Here is a 22,669-nt window from a genome sequence, read left to right as displayed (position 1 = left end):
GGCTCTAGCCATCCCCCTCGCCGCAGAGTGGACCCCGGACCAAGTCCGGGGTGACGAAGCGTTTTTGGCAGGTGTGGCATGATCCTCTCCACCGCCTGGAAAGGCCAACGCTACGCCGTCCTAGGTCTCGCCCGTTCCGGCATGGCGACCGTCCGCGCGCTCGCCGCGGCGGGCGCCTATGTCGTGGCGTGGGACAGCGACCCCGCCGCGCGCGAACGAGCACAAGCGATCGACGGCGTCATCGTCCATGATCCCGCGACGCTCGACCTCACCGGCGCGGCCGGGCTGGTCGTCTCGCCCGGCGTCCCGCTCAACACCCACCCGCTGGTCGCGCAGGCGCGCGCCGCGGACGTACCGGTGATCGGCGACATCGAACTGTTCGCCCAGGCCCGCAGCCAGCTACCGCCGCACAAGGTCGTCGGCATCACCGGCACCAACGGCAAGTCGACCACGACCGCGCTGGTCCACCACATCCTCAAGACCGCCGGTGTCCCGACGCTGATGGGCGGCAACATCGGCCTGCCGATCCTCGAACAGGATCTGCTGCCGGAGGGCGGCGTCTATGTGCTCGAACTGTCGAGTTACCAGATCGACCTGACGCAGACGCTCGACTGCGACGTCGCGGTGCTGCTCAACATCACACCTGACCACCTCGACCGTTATGATGGCTTCGAGGGCTATGCGGCGTCAAAGGCTCGGCTGTTCGAGATGCAGTCAGCGGGTCATCTCGCGGTTGTTGGCATAGACGATGACGCCACGCGGAACATCGCCGTCGCGCTTCGCGATCGGGGTGATCTGATTGAAGTATCGACCGCGGAATACAACGGCGCGGTGTTCGGACCCGCATTGCGCGGTCCGCACAATGCGCAGAACGTCGCCGCCGCACGTATCGTCGCGGCGAGGCTCGACGTGCCCGCCGGCGAACTGTCCGCAGCGCTCGAAACCTTCACTGGCCTGCCCCACCGCATGGAGCGCGTCGCCGACCGCAACGGCGTCGCCTTCATCGACGACAGCAAGGCGACCAACCCCGAAAGCACCGCGCCCGCGCTCGGCGCGTTCGAGCGCATCCATTGGATCGTCGGCGGCAAGCGCAAAGGCGACGATCTCGACGCCTGCGCGCCGTTCCTCAGCCACGTCGTCGCGGCCTATACGATCGGCGAGGCGACCGAGCTGTTCGCCGACATCCTGACGCCAAAACTCCCCCACGTCGAACGCAGCGGCGACCTCGCCACCGCCGTCCGCGCCGCCGCCGCTGCGGCGCAGCCCGGAGAGGTCGTGCTGTTGTCGCCGGCCTGTGCTAGCTTCGACCAGTTCCGCGATTACGAGGCGCGGGGCGCTGCGTTCCGCGCGGCTGTCGAGGCTCTAGCATGACGGGCGCCAGCATGACTGACGACAAGCGCGACACCCTGATCGCCAAGGTGAAGCGCTCGGGCGGTCGCGGCGACCGATCGCCGCTCGGCACCTGGTTCTGGGACATTGACCGGATGCTCCTGCTGCTCACCCTGTTCCTGATCGCGATCGGGCTGGTGGCGGTGGCGGCGGCAAGCCCCGCTACCGCGGTCCGCTATTCGGGCGAGCATCACAAGTTCACCGCGCTCTACTACTTCTGGCGCCAGCTGATCTGGGTCGGCATCTCGCTGCCCGTCCTGTTCGGCGTGTCGATGCTGCCGGTGCCGCTCGCCCGCCGGCTCGCGCTGATCGGCGCTGCGGTGCTGATCGTCTGCCTCGCGCTCACGCCCTTCGTCGGCAACAGTATCAACGGCGCGCGGCGCTGGATCGGCTATGGTTTCGCCTCGTTCCAGCCTTCCGAGTTTCTGAAACCGCTCTTCATCGTCACGGTTGCATGGCTGCTGTCACTCAAGGCGAAGGACCCGACGCTGCCCACCGTGCTGATCACCGGCGCGATGACCGGGCTGATCGCGCTGCTGCTGATGATGCAGCCCGATTTCGGACAAACGGTGATCTTCTGCACCGTGTGGATGGCGCTGCTGATGATCGCGGGCACGCCGATGCGCGTGCTGGGCGGGATCATCGCGATGGTGCCGGTCGGCCTCGTCTGCGCGTACATGTTCTACAGCACCGCCCGCAACCGCATCGATGCCTTCCTGTTTCCCAGTGTCGAGGGCGAGGGCGCGAGCGACCATTTCCAGACCAACGCCGCGCATGCGACGATCACCAGCGGCGGCTGGACCGGCACCGGCCCCGGCGGCGGCACGGTGAAGTTCGGCCTGCCCGAGGCGCATACCGATTACATCTATTCGGTGATCGGCGAAGAATTCGGCCTGATCGCCTGCGCGATCATAGCATTGGTGTTTCTGGCGATCGTCGTGCGCGTGTTCGTCAAGCTGCTGGACGAACAGGACGAATTCAAGCTGCTCGCCGCCAGTGGCCTCGCCGTGCAGTTCGGGGCTCAGGCGTTGGTGTCGATGGCGGTCAACACCGGCCTCGCGCCGTCCAAGGGTATGACGCTGCCGTTCATCAGCTATGGCGGGTCGTCGATGATCGCGCTGTCGATCGGCATGGGGTTGCTGCTCGCCTTCACCCGGCGCAATCCGTTCCTGACGCGCAGCCCTTACGTGGTGAGATGGGGTTCGAATTGAGCAAGCATTACGTCTTGGCAGCCGGTGGCACGGGCGGTCACATGGTCCCCGCCGCGGCGCTGGCGGAGGAGTTGACCCGGCGCGGCCACCGCGTCGCGCTGGTCAGCGACGCGCGCGGCGTGCGCTTTCCCGGCCTGTTCGACAACGTCCAGACGCACGTCCTGCCCGCCGGCCGCTTCCAGGCGAAGAAGCCGCAGGGCTGGGCGAGCGCGGTGCGCGAGATGCTGCGCGGCCGGGCGATGGCCCGCGAATTGTACCGCACGTTCAAGCCCGCCGCGGTGATCGGCTTCGGCGGCTATCCCGCGTTCCCGGCGCTGCTCGCAGCCTTCGCGGAGAAGATTCCGACTGCCGTCCACGAACAGAATGCCGTCCTCGGCCGCGTCAACCGCGTCGTCGCGGGCAAGGTCGATGCGATCGCGACCTCGTACAAGACGACCGAACGGCTGGCGGCGAAGCACGAGCACAAGGTCCATCTCGTCGGCAACCCCGTGCGCGACGCGGTCCTCTCTTTGCGTGCGAAACCCTATCCGCTGCTGGAAGAAGACGGCATCTTCCGCGTCCTCGTCACCGGCGGCAGCCAGGGCGCGAGCATCCTCAGCCAGGTCGTGCCCGATGGGCTCGCCATGCTGCCCGTCACCTTCCGCCGCCGCCTGCAGGTGACGCATCAGGCGCGGATCGAGGATATCGACGCTGTGCGCGCGCAATATGCCGAGCACCAGATCCCGGCCGAACTCGCCACCTATCTGCCCGACATGCCTGAGCAATTGGCCTGGGCGCACCTCGTTATCGCCCGTGCCGGTGCCTCGACGATCGCGGAACTGACCGCGGCGGGCCGGCCCGCCATCCTCGTGCCGCTACCCGGCGCGACCGACGACCATCAGACCGCGAACGCGCGCGAGATCACCAAGGCGGGCGGCGCGCGCACCATCCCGCAGCCCGAATTCACCGCCGTGGAGCTTGCCAAGCAGATGCAGAAACTGGGCCTCGACCCTGCGGCACTGGAAAATGCCGCCGCGCGCGCGAAGAGCGTCGGTCGCCCGACCGCGGTCAGCGACCTCGCCGATCTGGTCGAAAGCCTCGACGCCCCGCTGTCGCGCCTCCCCGTCGGCGTGCCGACCAAGCCCAAGGCGGTGACGGCATGATTAGGGGCGTCGCGACCGACATCGGCCCGATCCACTTCGTCGGCATCGGCGGCATCGGCATGTCCGGCATCGCCGAGGTGATGAAGAACCTCGGCTATACCGTGCAGGGCTCCGACGTCGCCGAAGGCTATGTCGTCCAGGGCCTGCGCGACAAGGGCATCGCCGTCACGATTGGCCACGCCGCCGAGAACGTCGCGGACGCTGCCGTCGTCGTCACCTCCACCGCGATCACGCGCACCAACCCGGAGGTCGAGGCGGCGCTGGAACGGCGCATCCCCGTCGTCCGCCGCGCGGAAATGCTCGCCGAGCTGATGCGCCTCAAGTCGACCGTCGCGGTCGCGGGCACGCACGGCAAGACGACGACGACCAGCATGGTCGCGGCGCTGCTCGATGCCGGCGGCGTCGACCCCACTGTCATCAACGGCGGCATCATCAACAGCTACGGCAGCAACGCACGCCTCGGCGCGAGCGACTGGATGGTCGTCGAGGCCGACGAGAGCGACGGCAGCTTCCTGCGCCTCGACGGCACGATCGCGGTCGTCACCAACATCGATCCCGAACACCTCGACCATTACGGCAGCTTCGACGGCGTGAAGGACGCGTTCGTCGAATTCGTCGAAAACGTGCCCTTCTACGGCGCGGCGCTTCTTTGCCTCGACCACCCCGAGGTGCAGAACATCCTGCCGCGCGTCCGCGACCGACGCGTCGTGACCTACGGCTTTTCGGCGCAGGCCGACGTCCGCGGCGTCAACGTCACCCCGGTGCCGGGCGGCAACCGCTTCGAATGCATCGTGCGGGAACGCGACGGCACCAGCCGCTCGATCGAGAATATCGAGCTGCCGATGCCCGGCCGCCACAACGTCCAGAACGCGCTCGCCGCGATCGGCGTGGCGCTGGAGCTCGGCATCCCCGACGAGACGATCCAGCGCGGCTTTTCCGCGTTTGGTGGCGTCAAGCGCCGCTTCACGCACGTCGGCGAGGTGGCGATGGAGGACGGCAACGTCACGATCATCGACGATTACGGCCACCATCCGGTTGAAATCCGCGCCGTGCTCGCCGCCGCCCGCGAGGGCGCGGAGGGCCGCGTCATCGCCGTCGTCCAGCCGCATCGTTATTCGCGCCTGGGTAGCCTGATGGAAGAGTTCCAGACCGCGTTCAACGACGCCGATCGCGTGCTCGTGACTCCAGTCTATGCTGCGGGCGAAGCGCCGGTCGAGGGCGTCGACGCGCAGGCGTTGGTCGAGGGATTGAAGCGTCGCGGCCACCGCTCCGCCGCGACCGTTGCCGATGCCGATGCGCTCGCCGACGAACTCGCCGCGACCGTGCAGCCCAACGACATGGTCGTCTGCCTGGGTGCGGGCGACATCACCAAATGGGCGGCGGGCCTCGCCGCCGCGATCGGAGCGCGGCGATGACCGACTGGTTCGATGCAGGCCTGAAGCTCCAGAAGCAGATGCTCGACGCGCAGCGCCAGGCGCTGGAGGCCGGTGGTCACGCGGTCGACGCCGGCGCTGCGATGGTCGAGGCCCAGGAGGCGACGCGCAAGGCGGCCGAGGCGAACCTCGCCGCCTTCCAGGCGTGGACGCGACTCTGGGGCGTCGGGCCTTGGTGACCGCACTGCCCCCGGTCCGTGGGCGCCTGACGGAGGGCGCCGCGCTGGCGCCGCTCGTCTGGTTCAAGGCGGGGGGCAATGCCCAATGGCTGTTCGAGCCGACGGACGCCGACGATCTGTCCGCCTTCCTCGCCGCGCTCGACCCAGCGGTGCCGGTGATGGCGCTGGGGCTGGGATCGAACCTGATCGTCCGCGACGGCGGCGTGCCGGGCGTGGTGGTGCGGCTGGGCAAGCCATTCGCGCACGTTCAGCGGCTCGACGACGTGACCTTGCGCTGCGGCGGCGGGGCGAGCGGCATCCTCGTGTCCTCGACCGCACGCGATGCGGGTATCGGCGGCGTCGAATTCCTGCGCTCGATCCCCGGCACGGTCGGCGGCTTCGTCCGGATGAACGGCGGCGCCTACGGCCGTGAGGTCAAGGACGTGCTGGTCGAGGCCGATGTCGTGCTGCGCTCCGGCGAACGCGTGACGCTTGGCCTCGCCGACCTCGGCTACACCTATCGCCACAGCGCGCTGCCCGACGGCGCGGTCGTCGTATCCGCGACCTTCCGCGGCGCGCCCGCCGAGCCGGCCGTGATCCAGGCGGAAATGGACCGCATCGCCGCCGCGCGCGAGGCATCGCAGCCGCTCCGGTCGAAGACCGGCGGCTCGACGTTCAAGAACCCCGACGGGCACAAGGCCTGGGCGCTGGTCGATGCCGCCGGCTGCCGGGGCTTGCGGCGTGGTGACGCTCAGGTATCTGAGAAACATTGTAATTTCCTGCTCAACCTCGGCTTGGCCACCAGCGCCGATATTGAGGGCTTGGGCGAAGAGGTGCGGGACAAGGTGAAGGCGCAGTCGGGCGTGACGTTGGAATGGGAAATTCAGCGCGTGGGAGTGGCGGCGTGAACGGTGCGATCCAGTTCCTCCCCCGCCAGGGGGAGGGGGACCGCTCGGCGTCTGCCGAGTGGTGGAGGGGGAGGACGGCAGTGTCCGCTCCGCTGTTCCGTGTCCTCCCCCTCCGTCATGCTGCGCATGCCACCTCCCCCTTGCGGGGGAGGAATTGATGCACATCGCGGTTCTCATGGGCGGCTGGTCCGCCGAACGCCCCGTATCGCTCCTGTCGGGCAACGGTTGCGCCGATGCGCTCGAGGCGAACGGCCACCGCGTCACGCGGATCGACATGGGCCGCGACGTCGCCGCGCGCCTTGCCGCGGCGCAGCCCGATCTCGTCTTCAACGCGCTGCACGGTTCGCCGGGCGAGGACGGCAGCGTGCAGGGCATGCTCGACCTGATGGGCATCCCCTATACCCATTCGGGCCTCGCCACCTCGGTCATCGCGATCGACAAGGTGCTGACCAAGCAGGTGCTCGTCCCCGCCGGCATCCCCATGCCGGGCGGCCGGATCGTCAAGTCCGCCGACATCCACGAGCGCGATCCGTTGCAGCGCCCCTATGTCCTGAAACCGATCAACGAAGGCTCGTCGGTCGGCGTCGCGATCGTCACCGATGACGGCAATTACGGCAATCCGATCGGCCGCGACGTGGCGGGACCTTGGGCCGAGTTCGACGAACTGCTCGCCGAACCCTATGTCCGCGGCCGCGAACTGACCACTGCCGTGCTGGGCGAACGCGCGCTGGGCGTCACCGAATTGAAGCCCAAAAACGGCTGGTACGATTTCGACGCCAAATACACCGATGGCCTGACCGAACACGTCTGCCCCGCCGACATCCCCGATGAGATTGCCGACGCCTGCAAGCGGCTCGCGCTCGAGGCGCATCGCCTGTTGGGATGCAAGGGCGCCAGCCGCTCCGACTTCCGTTGGGATGACGAGCGCGGCGTCGACGGTCTGTTCCTACTCGAGGTCAACACGCAGCCCGGCATGACGCCCTTGAGCCTCGTCCCCGAACAGGCGCGCCACATCGGCATGAGCTACGAACAGCTCGTCCAGGCGATCGTCGACGAGGCGCTCGCCGATGCCAAGGCTGCCGCGGGATGAGCCGCACGATCAAGCGCGGCCCGCCGCCCAAGCGCCCCGCTGCCCGGCGCAAACAGCCCGTCCGCAAGGTCGGGCTGGTCGAGCGTGCGATCGCCGCGCTGCCGGTCAGCGAAGAGACGATCCGCAAGGCGGCGACCTGGACGATCACCGGCGGCGGCATCGCGGTGGCGCTCGCCGCGCTGACCTGGATCGGCATTCCCGGCATGATCGGCACCGCTATCGCCGAAGGCGCGGGGCAGGCGGGCTTCCGCGTCGAGCAGATCGAGGTCACCGGCCTCAAGCGCATGGACCGGATGAGCGTCTATGCCGTCGCGCTCGACCAGCAGAGCCGCGCGATGCCGCTCGTCGATCTGGAGGCGGTGCGCCAGAAGCTGCTGCGCTACGGCTGGATCGCCGACGCGCACGTCTCGCGCCGGCTGCCCGACACGCTGCTGATCGACATCGTCGAGCGTAGCCCGGCGGCGGTGTGGCAGGACAACGGCCAGCTGACGCTGATCGACAAGGACGGCGTGCTGCTGGAACCGGTGAAGCCGGATGCGATCCCCGACTTGCCGCTGGTGATCGGCCCCGGCGCGGACCGTCAGGAGGCAGGCTATCAGGCCTTGCTCGCCGCGGCTCCTGCGCTCAAGCCCCGCGTCAAGGCGGCGACCTGGATCGGCAACCGCCGCTGGGACCTGACCTTCGACAGCGGCGAGACGCTGGCGCTGCCCGAAGACGGCGCGTCCGCAGCTTTGCTCAAATTCGCCGAGCTCGATGGCGCGCGGCCCCTTTTGGGGCGCGGCTGGATGCGGTTCGACATGCGCGATCCGAGCAAGCTTGTCGCGCGCAAGCCCGGCGCCAGCATGGCGCATGACGTGCCCGATCCCAGTGAGATCGCGGCACCGGCGGGTACACAGACCGATACCGGTGCGGGAAACACCGGCGATCGACACGCGGCAGACGCGCACACGGGGGTCGAGGGATAATGGCGAAAGTAGCACCGGAAGGACTCATCACCGCGCTCGACATCGGCTCGTCCAAGGTGTCGGCGATGATCGCGCAAAAGGGTGACGGCGGCGAATTGATCGTGCTCGGCACCGGCCAGCGCGAAAGCCGCGGCGTGAAGCGCGGCTATATCGCCGACATGGGCGCCACCGAAGCCGCGGTGCGCGAGGCGGTGGAGCAGGCCGAACGCATCGCCGGCATCAACATCGAAAACGTCTGGGTCGGCTTCTCCGCCGGCGGCCTCGTCAGCGACGTCGCCGAGGTCGAGTTTGAATTGGGCGGCCATCGCGTCGAACAGCAGGATATCGACGCCTTGCTCGCGGCGGGGCGCAATTCGATCGACCCACAGGGACGGATGGTGCTGCACGCGCAGCCCGCGCTCTACACGCTCGACGGGCTGACCGGCGTGAAGAAACCGCTCGGCCTCCACGCCGACCGCCTTGGCGTCCACATCCACGTCGTCGCCGCGGACGGGTCGCCGGTGCGCAACCTCGATCTGTGCGTCCGCTCGGCGCATCTGGAAGTGAAGTCGATCATCGCCGCGCCGGTCGCGACTGGCCTTGCCTGCCTCAGCGACGAAGAGCGCGAGCTGGGCGTCGCGCTGGTCGAGATGGGGGCGGGGATCACCAACGTCTCGCTGTTCGCGGGCGGCATGCTGGTCGGCCTGTGCTCGATCCCGATGGGTGGCCAGGACATCACCGACGATATCGCCAGCGCCTTCGGCACCCGCCGCGCGCAGGCGGAGCGGATGAAGTGCTTCCACGGATCGGCCAATGCCTCCCCGCGTGACAATCACGAGATGATCCCGGTGATGCCGATCGCCGCCGAAGACGACGTGCATGGCGGCATGCAGATCACCAAGGCGCAGCTGATCGGCGTCGTCCGCCAGCGGCTGGAGCATCAGATGGACGAGATCCGCAAGTCGCTCGCCCAATTGAAGTTCGAAGGGCCCGTGGGGCGGCAGGTCGTGCTGACCGGCGGCGGTGCGGAGCTGAAGGGCATCGCCGACTATGCGCAGCAGGCGCTCGGCCGCTCGGTGCGTATCGGCCGGCCGCGCGGGCTGACCGCGCTGCCGGAGGCGCATGGCGGGCCGGCGTTCGCGACGCTGGCGGGCCTTGCCTTCTACGCAGCGTCGGATCCGATCGACCTGCGCGGGGTGGCACCCCAGCAAACCACCGTTCATCGCCAGCGTGGCATGGGCATGGTCCGCAAGCTGATTCAGGCGGCGCGGGCAAATTATTAAGCGCCGATGACCTTTCGCGCTGTTTTCCTATGGAAGAGCGTGAATCGTTGAGGCAAAAGGTTAATCAGGGTCCCGGCGCGCAATTCCGGACAGGGGCGGAGAAAGTTTAGGCCATGAGCATCGAATTCATCACTCCCGAGGTCGACGAACTGACCCCCCGTATCGCCGTGATCGGCGTGGGCGGCGCGGGTGGCAACGCCATCGCGAACATGATGCGTGCCGACGTGCAGGGCGTCGACTTCCTGGTCGCGAACACCGACGCGCAGGCGCTGAAGTCGTCGATCGCGCCGCAGCGCATCCAGCTGGGTGCGAAGATCACGCAAGGGTTGGGCGCCGGCTCGCGGCCCGAAATCGGCCGTGCCGCCGCGGAAGAGACGATCGACGATCTCGCCAAGCGGCTCGAAGGTGCGCACATGTGCTTCATCGCTGCCGGCATGGGCGGCGGCACCGGCACTGGCGCGGCCCCCGTCATCGCCAAGGCTGCGCGCGACATGGGCATCCTGACCGTCGGCGTCGTCACCAAGCCGTTCAGCTTCGAAGGCAACCGTCGCGCCAAGAGCGCCGATGGCGGCATCGAGGAACTGCAGAAGTATGTCGACACGCTGATCGTCATCCCCAACCAGAACCTCTTCCTAATCGCCAACGCGAACACGACCTTCAAGGAAGCGTTCGAGATGGCGGACGAGGTGCTGCAGCAGGGCGTGCGCGGCATCACCGACCTGATGGTCATGCCCGGCCTGATCAACCTCGACTTCGCCGACGTCCGCAGCGTGATGCAGGAAATGGGCAAGGCAATGATGGGCACCGGCGAAGCTTCGGGTGACAACCGCGCGCTCGAGGCGGCGCAAAAGGCGATCGCAAACCCGCTGTTGGACGGCGTCAGCATGCAGGGTGCCAAAGGCGTCATCATTTCGATTACGGGTGGCGACGACATGCGTCTGCTCGAGGTCGACGAAGCGGCCAACCACATCCGCGATCTGGTCGATCCCGATGCGAACATCATCTGGGGCTCGGCGTTCAACCCCGAACTCGAAGGCCGCATCCGCGTGTCGGTCGTTGCGACCGGCATCGATTCGGACGCCAAGCCCGGCCTCGCCGCGCCCGCTGCCGAACCGACCAAGTCGTTCAGCTTCGGCATGGGCCGCAAGACCGACGACAGCACCTCCTTCCGGCCCAGCGCGACTACGTCGGCGCCGGTGAGCGCGCCGGAACCCGCGCCGGCCCCGGCGGCCGCGCCGTCGCCGTCGGTGTCGTTCACCGCGCCGCCCGCCACCCAGCCTGTGCCGCAGTCTGCGCCGCTCGATCTGCAGCCGACGCAGGCGGTGCAGCCCTCGGCGCCTGCCGCCGCGGACGACGAGCTAGTGCTGGGCGCCGAAACCATGGTCCCGCCGACGCCCAAGACCTATGGCGAAGAGCCTGCCGCGCCGGCCCAGGCCCCCGCCGCCCGCCGCTCGTGGATCGCGCCCGGCAGCGACGCGGCCCCGGCCGACGCCGCCCCGCAGCCGCGCGTGAAGCTGGGCGGCACGCTATTCGAACGCATGTCGAACGCCGCCCGCGGCCCGGCGCGCGACGATAGCGAAGGCGATTCGAAGGAACCGCTCGACCTCCCGCGCTTCCTGCACCGCCAGAACAACCAGTAACCGGCGCGGGGCGACCGCTCGCCCCATCCAACCCGTCACCCCGGACCAAGTCCGGGGTGACGCGGTACTAGGGCCAAACGCCACGGCCCCCGATCGGCGGTGCGTGGGCTCAGGTAAAGCCGATTCCAAGCGCGCCCCTTCCTCACCGCCACCGCGTCCGATTCCGAACCACCCAACCCGCATTCGTCGCCGGCGCGTCTCGCTTCACCGCGCCGCCGGGCGCCGGACATTGCCGGTTCAGCCGGTTCCGGCTTTAGCGTGATGGTATCTCATGCGTGTCATCGTCCCCGCTTTGTTGGCGTCCGCGGCCCTGCTGCTGGCATCCGTCCCAGCCGCATCCTTGGCGCAGGAGGTCGTGCAGCCGCTGCCCGGCACCACCGACGCGGATCGGCTCGCCGAACAGATGCGGGCGCTCGCCGCCAATCCCCGCGATCTGAACGCGCTGGTCGCGGCGGCCGACCTGTCGCTGTCGCTGGGCGACCTTAGCGGCGCGGCGTCGCTGTATGCGCGCGCCGAAAAGGTCTCGCCGAACGATCCCCGCATCAAGGCGGGCGAGGGCGCGATCCTGGTCCGGTCGGAACGGCCCGGTGAGGCGCTGCGCTATTTCGCGCAGGCCGAGGCGGCGGGATATGACGTGCGCCGTTATGCCGGCGATCGCGGCCTCGCCTATGATCTGATCGGCCAGCCGGAGAGGGCGCAGCGCGATTATCGGCTGGCGATGCAGAACGGCGCGAATGACGAGGTCATCCAGCGTTACGCTTTGTCGCTCGGCATCGTCGGCCAGCGCGACGCGGCCTTGCAGCTGCTCGATCCGCTGGTCCGCAAGCAGGATCGCAGCGCGTGGCGGACGCGCGCCTTCGTCCTGGCGATGACCGGCGACCAGCCCGGCGCGGAAAAGATCGTCACGACGATGCTGCCGCAGGGCATGGCGCAGGGGCTGCTGCCCTTCTTCCAGCGCCTGCCGGCGCTGTCGCCTGCGGATCGCGCCTTCGCCGTCCATTTTGGTGAGGTCCACGCCTCGCCCGAACGGATCGCCGACGCCCGCCTCGCGCCCGTCCTGCCGCAGCTGGCACCCGAACGGCCGCCGGTGGCGCTGGCCGCGGTCCAGACGCCGGCGCGTCCCACCGGTCGCGAAGCGCGTCGCGGCCGGACGACGCGCGAGACGAAGCAGCCGACGGTCGCGCTGGCGGCCAACACGCCGCCCGTCGCCACGCCCGCCAGCGCTCCGTCCTATCAAGCGGTGACCGCGGCCCTCGCGCGCGTCCAGCCGGTGCCCGCCGCCACCAGTCCCGCCCCCGTCGCGCAGGCAAGCACGACGGCGATGGTGCAGCCCTTGCCCTCGCGCGCGCCCGCAGTGGCGACCCCGACCACCGCGTCCGCCGCGAATGTCGCGATTGCCAGCGCGATCACGCGCCCGGTGGTCACGCCCGCGCCGGCTACGGCGAACCCGGCGGCCGCAACCGTCACGCCGCAACAACCCGTCATCACGGCGGCGGCAGTCGCGCCGACGCCCGCGACGGCAACGCCCACCAAGCCAGCCGCCGTCAGCACGACGGTGGCATCCACTCCAGCGACCGCGGTCGTGCAGCCGCTTCCCGCGACCCGCCCGGCCGAGGTCGCGACCGCGACGCCCATCGTGTCCGTACCGCCGGCCAAGCCCGACAGCGATTCGGTGCTCGCGCGCATCGTCGCCAGCCTCTCGATCCCCGCTTCCGAATTGGGCGTGACCGAGCCGGTCCGCGCCGCGCCCGTTCCTGTCACTGCCGACGACACCGCCGCCCGCGTGCTCGCCGAGGCCAAAGCCAAGGAGGAACGCGACGCCGCCGCCGAAAAGGCGCTCGCGCTGAAGGCCGCCGCCGACAAGCGCGCTGCCGACCGCAAGGCGCTGGCCGACAAGAAGGCGCTCGCCGCCAAGAAGCTCGCTGACGAGAAAGCCGCCGCCGCCAAGAAGGAAGCGGCCGAGAAAAAGCTCGCCGAGGCCAAGGAAGCCGCCGAGGCCAAGAAGCTCGCTCGCGCCAATCCGTCGCGCATCTGGGTTCAGGTGGCGGGCGGCGCGAACGAGGACGATCTGCCCAAGGCCTGGGCCGCCGCCAAGGCCAAGGCACCCGCCCTCGCTGGCAAGAACGGCTGGAAGACGCCGCTGCGCGCCACCAACCGCGTGCTGACCGGTCCGTTCAAGACCGATGCGGAGGCGCGCAGCTTCGTCAACCAGCTGACCAAGCAGGGCATCGGCGCCTTTACCTTCACCAGCGACGCGGGACAGGTGGTGGAGCGGCTGTCGGCGAAGTAAGGCCGGCGGCATGACCGCCATCGCCCCCTGGGCTTCCCATCCCGCCGCCAGCCGTGGCCGCCTCCATCCCGAAGGGGAGGGGACGGTGCGCGGCCCCCGCGACGATTTCCAGCGCGACCGCGACCGCATCATCCATTCGATCAGCTTCCGCCGCCTGCGCCACAAGACGCAGGTGTTCATGGCGCCCGATGGCGATCATTTCCGCGTCCGCCTGACGCACAGCCTGGAGGTCGCGCAGATCGGCCGCACGATCGCGCGCGTGCTCGGCCTCAACGAGGATCTGACCGAGGCGTTGTGCCTCGCACATGACATCGGCCACCCGCCCTTCGGCCATGCGGGTGAGGATGCGCTGAAGGCGGCGCTTGCAGATGCGGGCGGCTTCGACCACAACGGCCATACGCTCCGCACGCTGACGCATATCGAACGGCCCTATCCGCGCTTCGACGGCCTCAACCTGACGTGGGAGATGCTGGAGGGGCTGGCCAAGCACAATGGCCCTGTCCGCCATCCCGGTTGGGCGCTGCGCGAGGCGGACGACGCCTTCCCGCTCGACCTCGCCAGCCACGCCAGCTTGGAAGCGCAGGTCGCCGCGATCGCCGACGATATCGCCTACGACAACCACGACATCGACGACGGCCTGCGCGCGGGGCTGCTGACGCTCGACCAGCTGCTCGCGGTGCCGATCGTCGCGCGCGGCTGGGATGCGGCGCGTGCGCGCTTCCCCGACATCGCGCCGCGGCGGCTGGCGCATGAGCTGGTGCGCAGCCAGATCGGCACGATGGTCAACGACCTGATCGAGGAAACGCACCGGCGCATCGCTGCCTCTGGCGTCGCCACTGTCGATGACGTGCGCGCGGCGGGGCAGGCGCTATGCGGCTTCTCACCCGCGATGCGCGAGGAGGAGCGCGACCTCAAACGCTTCATGTACGCCAACCTCTATCATCACCCGCGCCAGCTCGCGGCGGCGGATGCCGCGCATGGCATCGTCCGCGGCCTGTTCGCTGCCTATCGCGACGATCCCGCGACGATGAGTCCCGAATGGGCCGCCGACGTGCCGGCGGAAGAGCCCGCCCGCAGCCGCCACATCGCCGACTTCATCGCCGGCATGACCGACCGCTACGCCATCGCGCGCTACTGCGAACTGGTCGGCGACATCGACTTGCCCGAAGGGTTCTGAGGCAAGGTCCAGACACCCCATCCGTCATTGCTTCGCTCCGCTCGTAATGACGGCCTCATCGAGACCCGTCATCCCAGCGCAGGCCGGAATCTCCCGGAGACGGCACGGTGCAGGAGCCGCGAAAGACGCCAGTCTGCGCTGGCGTGACGTTCGTGGGCGCGCAGCAAAACCGTCCCACCGACCGGCACACTTCTGCGACAAACCTCGGTTATGCCCACTCTTACGAGGTGGAGTGAGTCGTGATGTCGGACGCTGCCGTAGCGATGAACCGGTTCGGCCTGGGGGCTACGCGGGGGCAGGAGCCGCCCGGCAATCCCAAACGCTGGCTGCTCGACCAGATCGACGCCTATCAGCCCGTTACGCCCGTGCTGGCCACCGCCCCGACCAGCGCCGCGGTGGCGGAGGATATCGCCGCTTATCAAGCCGAACAGCGGGCGATCCGTCAGGCCGCTATGGCCAAGCAGGGCGCTCCCACCGTCGCGGCGGTGGCGACGCCGCCACCCGCTCCGGCGATGACGCCGCTGACCGCCAACATGGCGGCCACCGTCATGGCACCTCCATCGCCCGCGCAGGAAAAACGCAGCGCGCAGCAGGTCGCGCGACAGGATGCCCGGCGGCTCGCGCAGGACGATTACACCAACCTTGTCGGCCTGCGCACCACGTCGGCGCTCACCACGCCGACGCCGTTCGCCGAACGGCTGGTGCATTTCTGGTCGAACCATTTCGCCACCTCCGCCGACAAACTCGAACTGATCGGCCTTGCCGGCACGCTGGAGAATGAGGCGATCCGCCCGCACGTCATGGGTCGCTTCGCTGACATGCTGTTCGCCGTCGAGTGGCATCCGGCGATGCTGATCTACCTCGATCAGGCAGTGTCGATCGGTCCCGACAGCCCGCTTGGGCTGCGCGCCAAGGGCCGCCGCCGTTCTGGCCTCAACGAAAACCTCGCGCGCGAGATTATGGAGCTGCACACGCTCGGCGTGCGCACCGGCTATACCCAGGCGGACGTGACCGAATTCGCCCGCGCGATGACCGGCTGGACGGTCGGCGGAATCGGCGGCGGCCCGGCGGCGCGCTTCGTCGCCGATCGGCCGGTGGGCAGCTTCGCCTTCGTGCCCCAGGTGCATCAACCGGGCACGCGGACGATCATGGGCAAGGCGTACGGGCAGGACGGCGAGGCGCAGGCGTCGGCTGTGTTGACCGACCTCTCGGTTCATCCCGCGACCGCACGCCATATCGCGACAAAGCTCGCCCGCCATTTCGCCGGTGACAATCCGCCCCCCGCGATGGTCGCGCGGCTGGAAAAAGCGTTCCTGTCGTCGCGCGGCGATCTGCCTACGGTCTATCGCGCACTGATCGCCTCGCCCGAAGCCTGGGTCGCGGCGCCCGCCAAGTTCAAGACACCATGGGAATGGAGCATCTCCAGTTATCGCGCGCTCGGGGCTACGGAGGTGCCGGCGAAGGCGATGCAGGGCCTGCTCGACCAATTGGGCCAGCCGATGTGGAAGCCGGGTCAGCCGATCGGTTACGACGACACCGCCGCCAGCTGGGCGGCGCCCGATGCGGTGTTGCGCCGGGTGGAGGCGGCACAGCGTTTCGCCTCCAAGGCGCCGCCCTCGATCGACGCGCGCGCGCTGGCGCCGCAGCTGTTTCCCGCCGCGCTGTCCCCCATGACCGCCCAGGCGCTGTCCCGTGCCGAAAGCCCGACGCAGGCGCTCGCGCTGCTGCTCGTCTCGCCCGAAATGATGCGGAGGTAATCCCATGGACCGTCGTGCCTTCCTCGCCCGCAGCGGCCTCGGCCTGCTCGGCACCTTCGCCCCCCGCATCGCCTTCGCCAAGGCGGCGACGGCCAAGCGCTTCGTCTTCATCATCCAACGCGGCGCCGCCGACGGCCTCGGCACGATCGGCGCAGTCGGCGATCCGGCCTTCATTGGCGCGCGTGGCGATCTTGCCGCCGATGTCGCCAACGGCACGAAGCTCGACGCGATGTTCGCGCTCCACCCGGCGATGACGACCGCGGCGGCACTGTACGGCACGGGGCAGGCGTTGTTCGCGCACGCCGTCGCGTCGCCCTACCGCGACCGGTCGCATTTCGACGGGCAGAACGTGCTGGAGACGGGTGGCACCGGCGCCTATCAGCTGAAGGACGGCTGGATGAACAGGTTGCTCGGGATCGTGCCGACCGACGATGCCAAGGCGATCGCCGTCGCCGCCACCGTGCCGATGGCGCTGCGCGGCGCGCGCGAGGTCGCCAGCTACGCGCCATCGTCGCTCCCCGATGCGTCGGGTGACCTCATGGCGCGGGTGACGCAGCTCTATCGCGGCGACGACCAGCTCCACCGTCTGTGGGGCGAGGCGATGCAGACGCGCGCGCTGACCGACGATCTGGCCAAGGACAATGGCCGCAACGCCGCCGCCACCGGCGCACTCGCCGCCCGGCTGCTCGCCCCCGCCAATGGCGCGCGGATCGCGACGATCGAAACCGGCGGCTGGGACACGCACGCCGGCCAGCGCGGCCGGCTGGCGCAGCAGTTGAAGGGGCTCGATGCGATGCTCGCCGCGCTCCAGACGGGACTCGGCCCAGTGTGGGATGACACGTTGGTCCTCGTCGCGACCGAATTCGGCCGTACCGTCGCGGTCAACGGCACCGGCGGCACCGATCACGGCACCGGCACCGCCACGATGCTGTTCGGCGGCCCGGTGAAGGGCGGCCGCGTGCTCGCTGACTGGCCCGGCCTCGCCACCGCCAACCTGTACGAAGCACGCGACCTGAAACCGACCACGCAGCTCGATGCGCTGATCGGCGGTGCGGTGGCGGACCATTTCGCCGTCGACCCCTCCCGCGCGATGACTGCGCTCTTCCCGGCCAGCCAGCGCACTGCGGCGATCGGGGGATTGCTGCGCGTCTGATCGAGTGTCGGAGGGTGTGTGGCGTAACCCGCCGAGTACGAAGTTTAATCGAGCGGCTCTGTCCTGCAGGGCAATTTTCTGTCTCATCGCCCACGCCGTCACCCGAGCGCAGGCTATGGTCTCACACGGTTCGTTCTCAATGTCTCGCAACCGCAAACGATAACCCCGGATCGTTTCGCCCAAGGTGTTCATGTTGTCTATGTCCGGGCGATTTGAACCCACCCCCGTCTTGCGGTAGAGCGCGGCGCTTTCGCCGAACGGACGCTCATGACGCTTTACACCCGCTTTGCCGCGCATGTCGCCGCGGCCCTCGATACCCTGGTCGCCGCGGGCACGCTGCCTGCCGATCTCGACCGCCGCAACGTGACGGTCGAGCCGCCGCGCGACGTGACGCATGGCGACCTCGCCACCAACGCCGCGATGGTGCTTGCCAAGCCCGCCAAGACCAACCCGCGTGCGCTCGCCGAAGCGCTGGCGGCCGAACTCGGCACGCTGGACGAAGTGGCCGAAGCGACCGTCGCAGGCCCCGGCTTCATCAACCTGCGCCTGACCGACGCGGCGTGGCGCGATGAACTGACCCAGATCGCGGCGGCGGGCGACGATTACGGCCGCTCGACCAGCGGCAAGGGCGTGCGCGTCAACGTCGAATATGTCTCGGCCAACCCGACCGGCCCGATGCACATGGGCCATTGCCGCGGCGCGGTGGTCGGCGATGCGCTCGCCAGCCTGCTCGAATTCGCCGGACACGACGTGATCCGCGAATATTACGTCAACGACGCTGGCGGCCAGGTCGACGTGCTCGCCCGCTCGGCGCACCTGCGCTACCGCGAGGCGCTGGGCGAAGACGTCGGCACGATCCCCGAAGGCCTGTACCCGGGCGACTATCTGGTCCCGGTCGGCAAGGCGCTCGCCGACGAATTTGGCGACCGCTATGCGTCGGCGCCGGAAGGCGAATGGCTCGCGCTGTTCCGCACCCGCGCGGTCGCGGCGATGCTGGTCATGATCAAAGACGATCTCGCCCTCCTCGGTATCCACCACGACCTGTTCTCGTCGGAGGCGGAATTGCAGGCGGCGGGCAAGCCCGAAGCCGCCGAGGCATGGCTGCGCGATCATGGCCTCGTCTATGACGGCGTGCTCGAAGCCCCCAAGGGCGAAACGCCCGAGGATTGGGAGCCGGTCGAGCTGCCGCTGTTCCGCTCGACGCAATTCGGCGACGATCAGGACCGCCCGATCAAGAAGTCGAACGGCCAGTGGACCTATTTCGGCGCCGACCTGGCCTATCACTTCCAGAAGAGTCAGTCCGCCGACCAGCTGATCGACATCTGGGGCGCCGACCATGCCGGCACCGTCAAGCGCATCCAGGCCGCCGTCGCCGCGCTGACGGAGGGCAAGACGCGCTTCGACGTCAAGCTCGTCCAGATGGTCCGCCTGCTGCGCGGCGGCGAGCCGGTGAAGATGTCGAAGCGCGCCGGCAATTTCGTGACGCTTGCCGATGTCGTGCGCGAGGTCGGCAAGGACGTCGTCCGCTTCACGATGCTGACGCGGCGGTCGGACGCGCAGATGGACTTCGACTTCGCCAAGGTGGTCGAGGCGTCGAAGGACAATCCAGTCTTCTACGTCCAATACGCCCACGCCCGCGTCGCCTCGCTCCATCGCCGCGCCGAGGAAGCGGGGATCGCGGCCGAGGGTGCCGACCTGTCCCGGCTTGATACGGAAGAGCTGGCGCTGGTGAAGCTGGCGGCGCAATTCCCGCGTATCGTCGAAACCGCCGCGACGGCGCGCGAGCCGCACAGAATCGCTTTTTATCTGTATGACTTAGCTGCTGCGTTCCATGCCCTGTGGAACGTCGGCAACGACCGTCCGGAGCGGCGTTTCCTGGTGGTCGAGGATCATGATGCCACGCGTGCGCGTCTCGCCTTGGCGAGCGCCATTGCACAGACTATTCGTAATGGCCTCAGCATCATGGGTGTTGTCGCGGTTTCGGAGATGAAGTGATGACGGACGGTCTGGACCTGCGCGACGAGGAGCGGCTGCCCTGGCTCGAAACGGTCGAGCCGGACGAGGAGCGCGGCGCACCGATCGGCAAGGTGCTCGCATTGGTCGTGCTGGGCCTGGCCGTGCTCGCCGCGATCATCTTCGGCATCTACAAGCTCCAGAACCGCGCCACCCCCGACGGCGATCTGATCGCCGCGCAGGAGGGTGATTACAAGGTCAAGCCCGACGATCCCGGCGGCCTGAAGGTGAAGGGCGAGGGCAATGCCGCCATCGCGACCAGCGCCGGCAAGGCGGGCAACGGCTCGATCGACTTGAGCGCGGTGCCGGAGAAGCCGATCGACGGCCATCGCGTCGCGCCGACCGCAAAGCCCAGCGGTACGGGCGGTGCCAATGCGGTAGCGCAGGTGCCGGCTTCGGGCGGTCGCCTCGTCGCGGCACAGCCAGTGAGCGCGCAGCGCAGCGCGGCGGCGGGCCCGGCGGCCAGCGGCTCGCTGGTCCAGCTCGGCGCCTATCCCAGCGAGGCGGCGGCGAACACGGCATGGACCGGCTTTTCGAAGCGGTTCAGCTATCTCGCGCCACTTGGCAAATCGGTCCAGTCGGTCGCGATCGGCGGACGGACGCTGTACCGTCTGCGCGTGAATGCGGGCAGCGCCAACCAGGCGGCGGACATCTGCGGCCGCCTGCGCGTCGCCGGCGAAAGCTGCTTCGTCGCCAGCTGAGGCGTGATGCGGTGGCGCGGCGCTCGCATATTGGCGGCGTCCGCGCTAACCGGTCCGGCATGAAGCCCGTCATCTTCGGCATCGCCGGCCTAGAGCTCTCCCCCGACGAACGCGCCTTTTTCACCGAGGCGGAGCCCGCCGGCTACATTCTGTTCAAGCGTAACATCGCGACCCGCGAACAGGTGCGGGCGCTGACCGATTCGCTGCGGGCGCTGTCGGGCAACGATCGCCTGCCGATCCTGATCGATCAGGAAGGCGGCCGTGTCGCGCGCATGGGGCCGCCCGAATGGCCGGCCTTCCCTGCCGGTCCGGCCTTCGCCAAATTGTACGACACCGCACCCATGTCGGCGATCCAGGCAATGCGCGCCAACGGGCAGGCGCTGGGCCTGATGCTGGCAGAGGTCGGCATCACCGTCGATTGCGCGCCCATCCTCGACATCGCTCAGCCCGATACCACCGAGGCGATCAGCTGCCGGACCTATGGCGCCGGGCCGATGCAGGTCGCCGCCTTAGGGCGTGCGATGCTGGAGGGGCTGGCGGCCGGTGGGGTTGTCGGCGTCGTGAAGCATATGCCGGGCCATGGCCGCGCGGTGGTGGACAGCCACCATCTGCTCCCCACGGTCAGCGCGTCAGCGGAGGCGCTGGAGGCGGACCTCGAACCATTTCGTACGCTACGCCATGCGCCGATGGGCATGACCTCCCACATCGTGTTCGAGACCTGGGATACCGAGCGCCCGGCAACCCTTTCCCCGACCATCGTCAACGATGTGATCCGCGGGATGATCGGCTTCGACGGACTACTCATGACCGACGACATCGATATGAAGGCGCTGTCGGGCACCGCAGGCGAGAAGGCGGCAGGCGCGATCGCGGCGGGATGCGACCTCGTCCTCGACTGCTGGGCGCGGATGGGCGAGATGGTCGAGATCGCTGACCGGCTGGGCTCGATCAGCGACGCGGCGCGTGCGCGGCTGGACACGGCAATGGCGAGCGTCGGCGCGCCCGAGGGCGATTTCGCGGAGCTGATCGCACGCCGCGACGCCTTCCTCGCGCTGGCCTGACGGCGGATCGGTGGCGCAACCCGAACAGCTGACGCTCGACCTCGAGGGCTGGGAAGGGCCGCTCGACCTGCTACTGACGCTGGCGCGATCGCAAAAGGTAGATCTGCGCAGCATTTCGATCCTGGCGCTGGTCGAGCAATATCTGCGCTACATCCACCAACGGCAGTCGGTGCAGCTGGAGGTCGCGGCCGATTACCTCGTGATGGCGGCATGGCTGGCGTATCTGAAATCCGCGCTGCTCTTGCCGCGCCAGGCGGAGGACGAAGCGGACCCCGAGGAACTGGCGCTGCGGCTGCAACTGCGCCTCGAACGGTTGCAGGCGATGCGCGAGGCGGGCGCGCGACTGATGGCGCGCGACCGGCTGGGCCGTGACGTTTTCGTGCGTGCCGCGCCGGAGGGGCTGCGCACGATCCGCCATGCGCAATGGCAAGCGGAGATCTACGACCTCATCGCCGCCTACGGCCGCGTCAGCGCGCGAACGCGGCCCGTGATGCACGTCGTCGCCGATCGCGAGGTGATGACGCTGGAGGCGGCGCTGGAGCGCGTGGCGCGCCTCGTCGGCGAGCGGCTCGACTGGTCGATGCTCGAGAGTTTCCTGCCGGAAGGGTCGGGGCGGTTGCGCAAGTCGGCGCTCGCCTCGTCGTTCCTGGCCGCGCTGGAGCTCGCCAAGCAGGGGCGCGTCGAACTGCGCCAGCAGGCCGCGTTCGCACCGCTCTACGTTCGGGCGCTCGCATGACTCCGTCGGACGATGGCGTGCGGGCGGTGGAGGCGCTACTGTTCGCCGCCGCCGAACCATTGGCAATCGATACGATCCGTGCGCATGTCGGCGGCATCGACGTGCGCGCGGCGCTGGCCCGGCTGGAGCAGGATTATGCGGGGCGGGGCATCACGCTCGTCCACCGCGGTGGTCGCTGGCATTTCCAGACCGCGCCCGATCTGGCGCACCTGCTGCGCCGCGACCGCGACGAGGTGCGCCGCCTCAGCCGCGCCGCGACCGAGACGCTGGCGATCATCGCCTATCACGAGCCCGTCACGCGCGCCGAGATCGAAGCGATCCGTGGCGTGCAGACCGCCAAGGGCACGCTCGACGTGCTGATGGAGGCGGGCTGGGTGCGCCCCGCCGGTCGCCGCGAGGTGCCCGGGCGCCCGCTGATGTTCGCGACGACGCCCGGTTTCCTCGCGCATTTCGGGCTTTCCAGTCGGCGTGATCTGCCGGGCATCGACGACCTGCGCGCCGCCGGCTTGCTCGACCCCGTCGATCTTGCACTGGAGGAAGCTTTGGAGGTGGCAAAGGACGATGAGAGCGACTAGATAGTTGG

The 22,669-nt window shown here is 68.9% G+C and carries 19 protein-coding genes; all 19 read left to right on the top strand.

Annotated features, from left to right (window positions below; genetic code table 11):
* Positions 1–78 precede the first annotated feature (78 nt).
* The 19 genes from murD (at position 79) to scpB (ending at position 22,661) form a co-directional block, all read left to right on the top strand.
* Positions 79–1,371, top strand: a complete 1,293-nt coding sequence (murD, locus tag A7E77_RS03240) for a UDP-N-acetylmuramoyl-L-alanine--D-glutamate ligase (protein WP_063685819.1) — start codon at positions 79–81, stop codon at positions 1,369–1,371.
* A gap of 11 nt (positions 1,372–1,382) precedes the next feature.
* Complete coding sequence (locus A7E77_RS03235; RefSeq protein WP_020486562.1) at positions 1,383–2,600, top strand: FtsW/RodA/SpoVE family cell cycle protein; 1,218 nt, start codon at positions 1,383–1,385, stop codon at positions 2,598–2,600.
* On the top strand, positions 2,585–3,742 hold the full coding sequence (murG, locus tag A7E77_RS03230; RefSeq protein ID WP_063685817.1) for an undecaprenyldiphospho-muramoylpentapeptide beta-N-acetylglucosaminyltransferase: 1,158 nt from the start codon (positions 2,585–2,587) through the stop codon (positions 3,740–3,742). The genes A7E77_RS03235 and murG overlap by 16 nt, the downstream gene beginning before the upstream one ends.
* A complete protein-coding gene (gene murC, locus A7E77_RS03225; RefSeq protein ID WP_183949541.1) occupies positions 3,742–5,157 on the top strand; it encodes a UDP-N-acetylmuramate--L-alanine ligase in 1,416 nt (471 codons plus the stop codon). The genes murG and murC overlap by 1 nt, the downstream gene beginning before the upstream one ends.
* A complete protein-coding gene (locus A7E77_RS03220) occupies positions 5,154–5,354 on the top strand; it encodes a hypothetical protein (RefSeq protein WP_024310406.1) in 201 nt (66 codons plus the stop codon). The genes murC and A7E77_RS03220 overlap by 4 nt, the downstream gene beginning before the upstream one ends.
* Positions 5,351–6,241, top strand: coding sequence for a UDP-N-acetylmuramate dehydrogenase (gene murB, locus A7E77_RS03215; RefSeq protein WP_192930010.1), 891 nt, complete (start codon positions 5,351–5,353; stop codon positions 6,239–6,241). Before A7E77_RS03220 ends, murB begins: the two co-directional genes overlap by 4 nt.
* 157 nt (positions 6,242–6,398) lie before the next feature.
* Entirely contained in the window at positions 6,399–7,331 is a 933-nt protein-coding gene (locus tag A7E77_RS03210; protein ID WP_063685813.1) for a D-alanine--D-alanine ligase, read from the top strand.
* Positions 7,328–8,296 (top strand): cell division protein FtsQ/DivIB, encoded by a 969-nt coding sequence (locus A7E77_RS03205; RefSeq protein ID WP_063685808.1) that lies wholly within the window; start codon positions 7,328–7,330, stop codon positions 8,294–8,296. Before A7E77_RS03210 ends, A7E77_RS03205 begins: the two co-directional genes overlap by 4 nt.
* Positions 8,296–9,558, top strand: a complete 1,263-nt coding sequence (gene ftsA / locus A7E77_RS03200; protein ID WP_017979577.1) for a cell division protein FtsA — start codon at positions 8,296–8,298, stop codon at positions 9,556–9,558. The genes A7E77_RS03205 and ftsA overlap by 1 nt, the downstream gene beginning before the upstream one ends.
* A gap of 113 nt (positions 9,559–9,671) precedes the next feature.
* Positions 9,672–11,198 (top strand): cell division protein FtsZ, encoded by a 1,527-nt coding sequence (gene ftsZ, locus A7E77_RS03195; RefSeq protein WP_063685806.1) that lies wholly within the window; start codon positions 9,672–9,674, stop codon positions 11,196–11,198.
* A 340-nt stretch (positions 11,199–11,538) separates the two neighbouring features.
* Positions 11,539–13,488, top strand: coding sequence for a tetratricopeptide repeat protein (locus tag A7E77_RS03190; protein WP_226341831.1), 1,950 nt, complete (start codon positions 11,539–11,541; stop codon positions 13,486–13,488).
* Positions 13,489–13,498: 10 nt separating this feature from the next.
* Positions 13,499–14,665, top strand: coding sequence for a deoxyguanosinetriphosphate triphosphohydrolase (locus A7E77_RS03185; RefSeq protein WP_063685803.1), 1,167 nt, complete (start codon positions 13,499–13,501; stop codon positions 14,663–14,665).
* A 242-nt stretch (positions 14,666–14,907) separates the two neighbouring features.
* The gene (locus tag A7E77_RS03180; protein ID WP_226341830.1) at positions 14,908–16,422 is read left to right on the top strand and encodes a DUF1800 domain-containing protein; all 1,515 of its coding nucleotides are present in this window, start codon (positions 14,908–14,910) and stop codon (positions 16,420–16,422) included.
* A 4-nt stretch (positions 16,423–16,426) separates the two neighbouring features.
* On the top strand, positions 16,427–17,575 hold the full coding sequence (locus A7E77_RS03175; RefSeq protein ID WP_063685799.1) for a DUF1501 domain-containing protein: 1,149 nt from the start codon (positions 16,427–16,429) through the stop codon (positions 17,573–17,575).
* A gap of 267 nt (positions 17,576–17,842) precedes the next feature.
* A complete protein-coding gene (argS, locus tag A7E77_RS03170) occupies positions 17,843–19,570 on the top strand; it encodes an arginine--tRNA ligase (protein WP_063685798.1) in 1,728 nt (575 codons plus the stop codon).
* The gene (locus A7E77_RS03165) at positions 19,570–20,289 is read left to right on the top strand and encodes an SPOR domain-containing protein (protein WP_017979570.1); all 720 of its coding nucleotides are present in this window, start codon (positions 19,570–19,572) and stop codon (positions 20,287–20,289) included. The genes argS and A7E77_RS03165 overlap by 1 nt, the downstream gene beginning before the upstream one ends.
* 59 nt (positions 20,290–20,348) lie before the next feature.
* Positions 20,349–21,350, top strand: coding sequence for a glycoside hydrolase family 3 N-terminal domain-containing protein (locus tag A7E77_RS03160; protein WP_063685796.1), 1,002 nt, complete (start codon positions 20,349–20,351; stop codon positions 21,348–21,350).
* Positions 21,351–21,360: 10 nt separating this feature from the next.
* Positions 21,361–22,086 (top strand): segregation and condensation protein A, encoded by a 726-nt coding sequence (locus A7E77_RS03155; protein ID WP_063685794.1) that lies wholly within the window; start codon positions 21,361–21,363, stop codon positions 22,084–22,086.
* Positions 22,083–22,661: an SMC-Scp complex subunit ScpB gene (gene scpB, locus A7E77_RS03150; protein WP_063685792.1), complete on the top strand. Its 579-nt coding sequence runs from the start codon at positions 22,083–22,085 to the stop codon at positions 22,659–22,661. Before A7E77_RS03155 ends, scpB begins: the two co-directional genes overlap by 4 nt.
* Positions 22,662–22,669 lie beyond the last annotated feature (8 nt).

This window comes from Sphingomonas sp. NIC1 (assembly GCF_001638925.1).
GTDB classification, from domain to species: domain Bacteria; phylum Pseudomonadota; class Alphaproteobacteria; order Sphingomonadales; family Sphingomonadaceae; genus Sphingomonas; species Sphingomonas aquatilis.
Note: the sequence above shows the minus strand (reverse complement) of the source record. Positions and strands in the feature narration are given on the sequence as shown.

Excerpts from the sequence above, each read along its gene's own strand:
- murD (WP_063685819.1), top strand. The coding sequence starts at position 79 with ATGATCCTCTCCACCGCCTGGAAAGGCCAACGCTACGCCGTCCTAGGT.
- A7E77_RS03235 (WP_020486562.1), top strand. The coding sequence starts at position 1,383 with ATGACTGACGACAAGCGCGACACCCTGATCGCCAAGGTGAAGCGCTCG.
- murG (WP_063685817.1), top strand. The coding sequence starts at position 2,585 with ATGGGGTTCGAATTGAGCAAGCATTACGTCTTGGCAGCCGGTGGCACG.
- A7E77_RS03220 (WP_024310406.1), top strand. The coding sequence starts at position 5,154 with ATGACCGACTGGTTCGATGCAGGCCTGAAGCTCCAGAAGCAGATGCTC.
- A7E77_RS03210 (WP_063685813.1), top strand. The coding sequence starts at position 6,399 with ATGCACATCGCGGTTCTCATGGGCGGCTGGTCCGCCGAACGCCCCGTA.
- A7E77_RS03205 (WP_063685808.1), top strand. The coding sequence starts at position 7,328 with ATGAGCCGCACGATCAAGCGCGGCCCGCCGCCCAAGCGCCCCGCTGCC.
- ftsA (WP_017979577.1), top strand. The coding sequence starts at position 8,296 with ATGGCGAAAGTAGCACCGGAAGGACTCATCACCGCGCTCGACATCGGC.
- ftsZ (WP_063685806.1), top strand. The coding sequence starts at position 9,672 with ATGAGCATCGAATTCATCACTCCCGAGGTCGACGAACTGACCCCCCGT.
- A7E77_RS03185 (WP_063685803.1), top strand. The coding sequence starts at position 13,499 with ATGACCGCCATCGCCCCCTGGGCTTCCCATCCCGCCGCCAGCCGTGGC.
- A7E77_RS03180 (WP_226341830.1), top strand. The coding sequence starts at position 14,908 with ATGTCGGACGCTGCCGTAGCGATGAACCGGTTCGGCCTGGGGGCTACG.
- A7E77_RS03175 (WP_063685799.1), top strand. The coding sequence starts at position 16,427 with ATGGACCGTCGTGCCTTCCTCGCCCGCAGCGGCCTCGGCCTGCTCGGC.
- argS (WP_063685798.1), top strand. The coding sequence starts at position 17,843 with ATGACGCTTTACACCCGCTTTGCCGCGCATGTCGCCGCGGCCCTCGAT.
- A7E77_RS03165 (WP_017979570.1), top strand. The coding sequence starts at position 19,570 with ATGACGGACGGTCTGGACCTGCGCGACGAGGAGCGGCTGCCCTGGCTC.
- A7E77_RS03160 (WP_063685796.1), top strand. The coding sequence starts at position 20,349 with ATGAAGCCCGTCATCTTCGGCATCGCCGGCCTAGAGCTCTCCCCCGAC.
- scpB (WP_063685792.1), top strand. The coding sequence starts at position 22,083 with ATGACTCCGTCGGACGATGGCGTGCGGGCGGTGGAGGCGCTACTGTTC.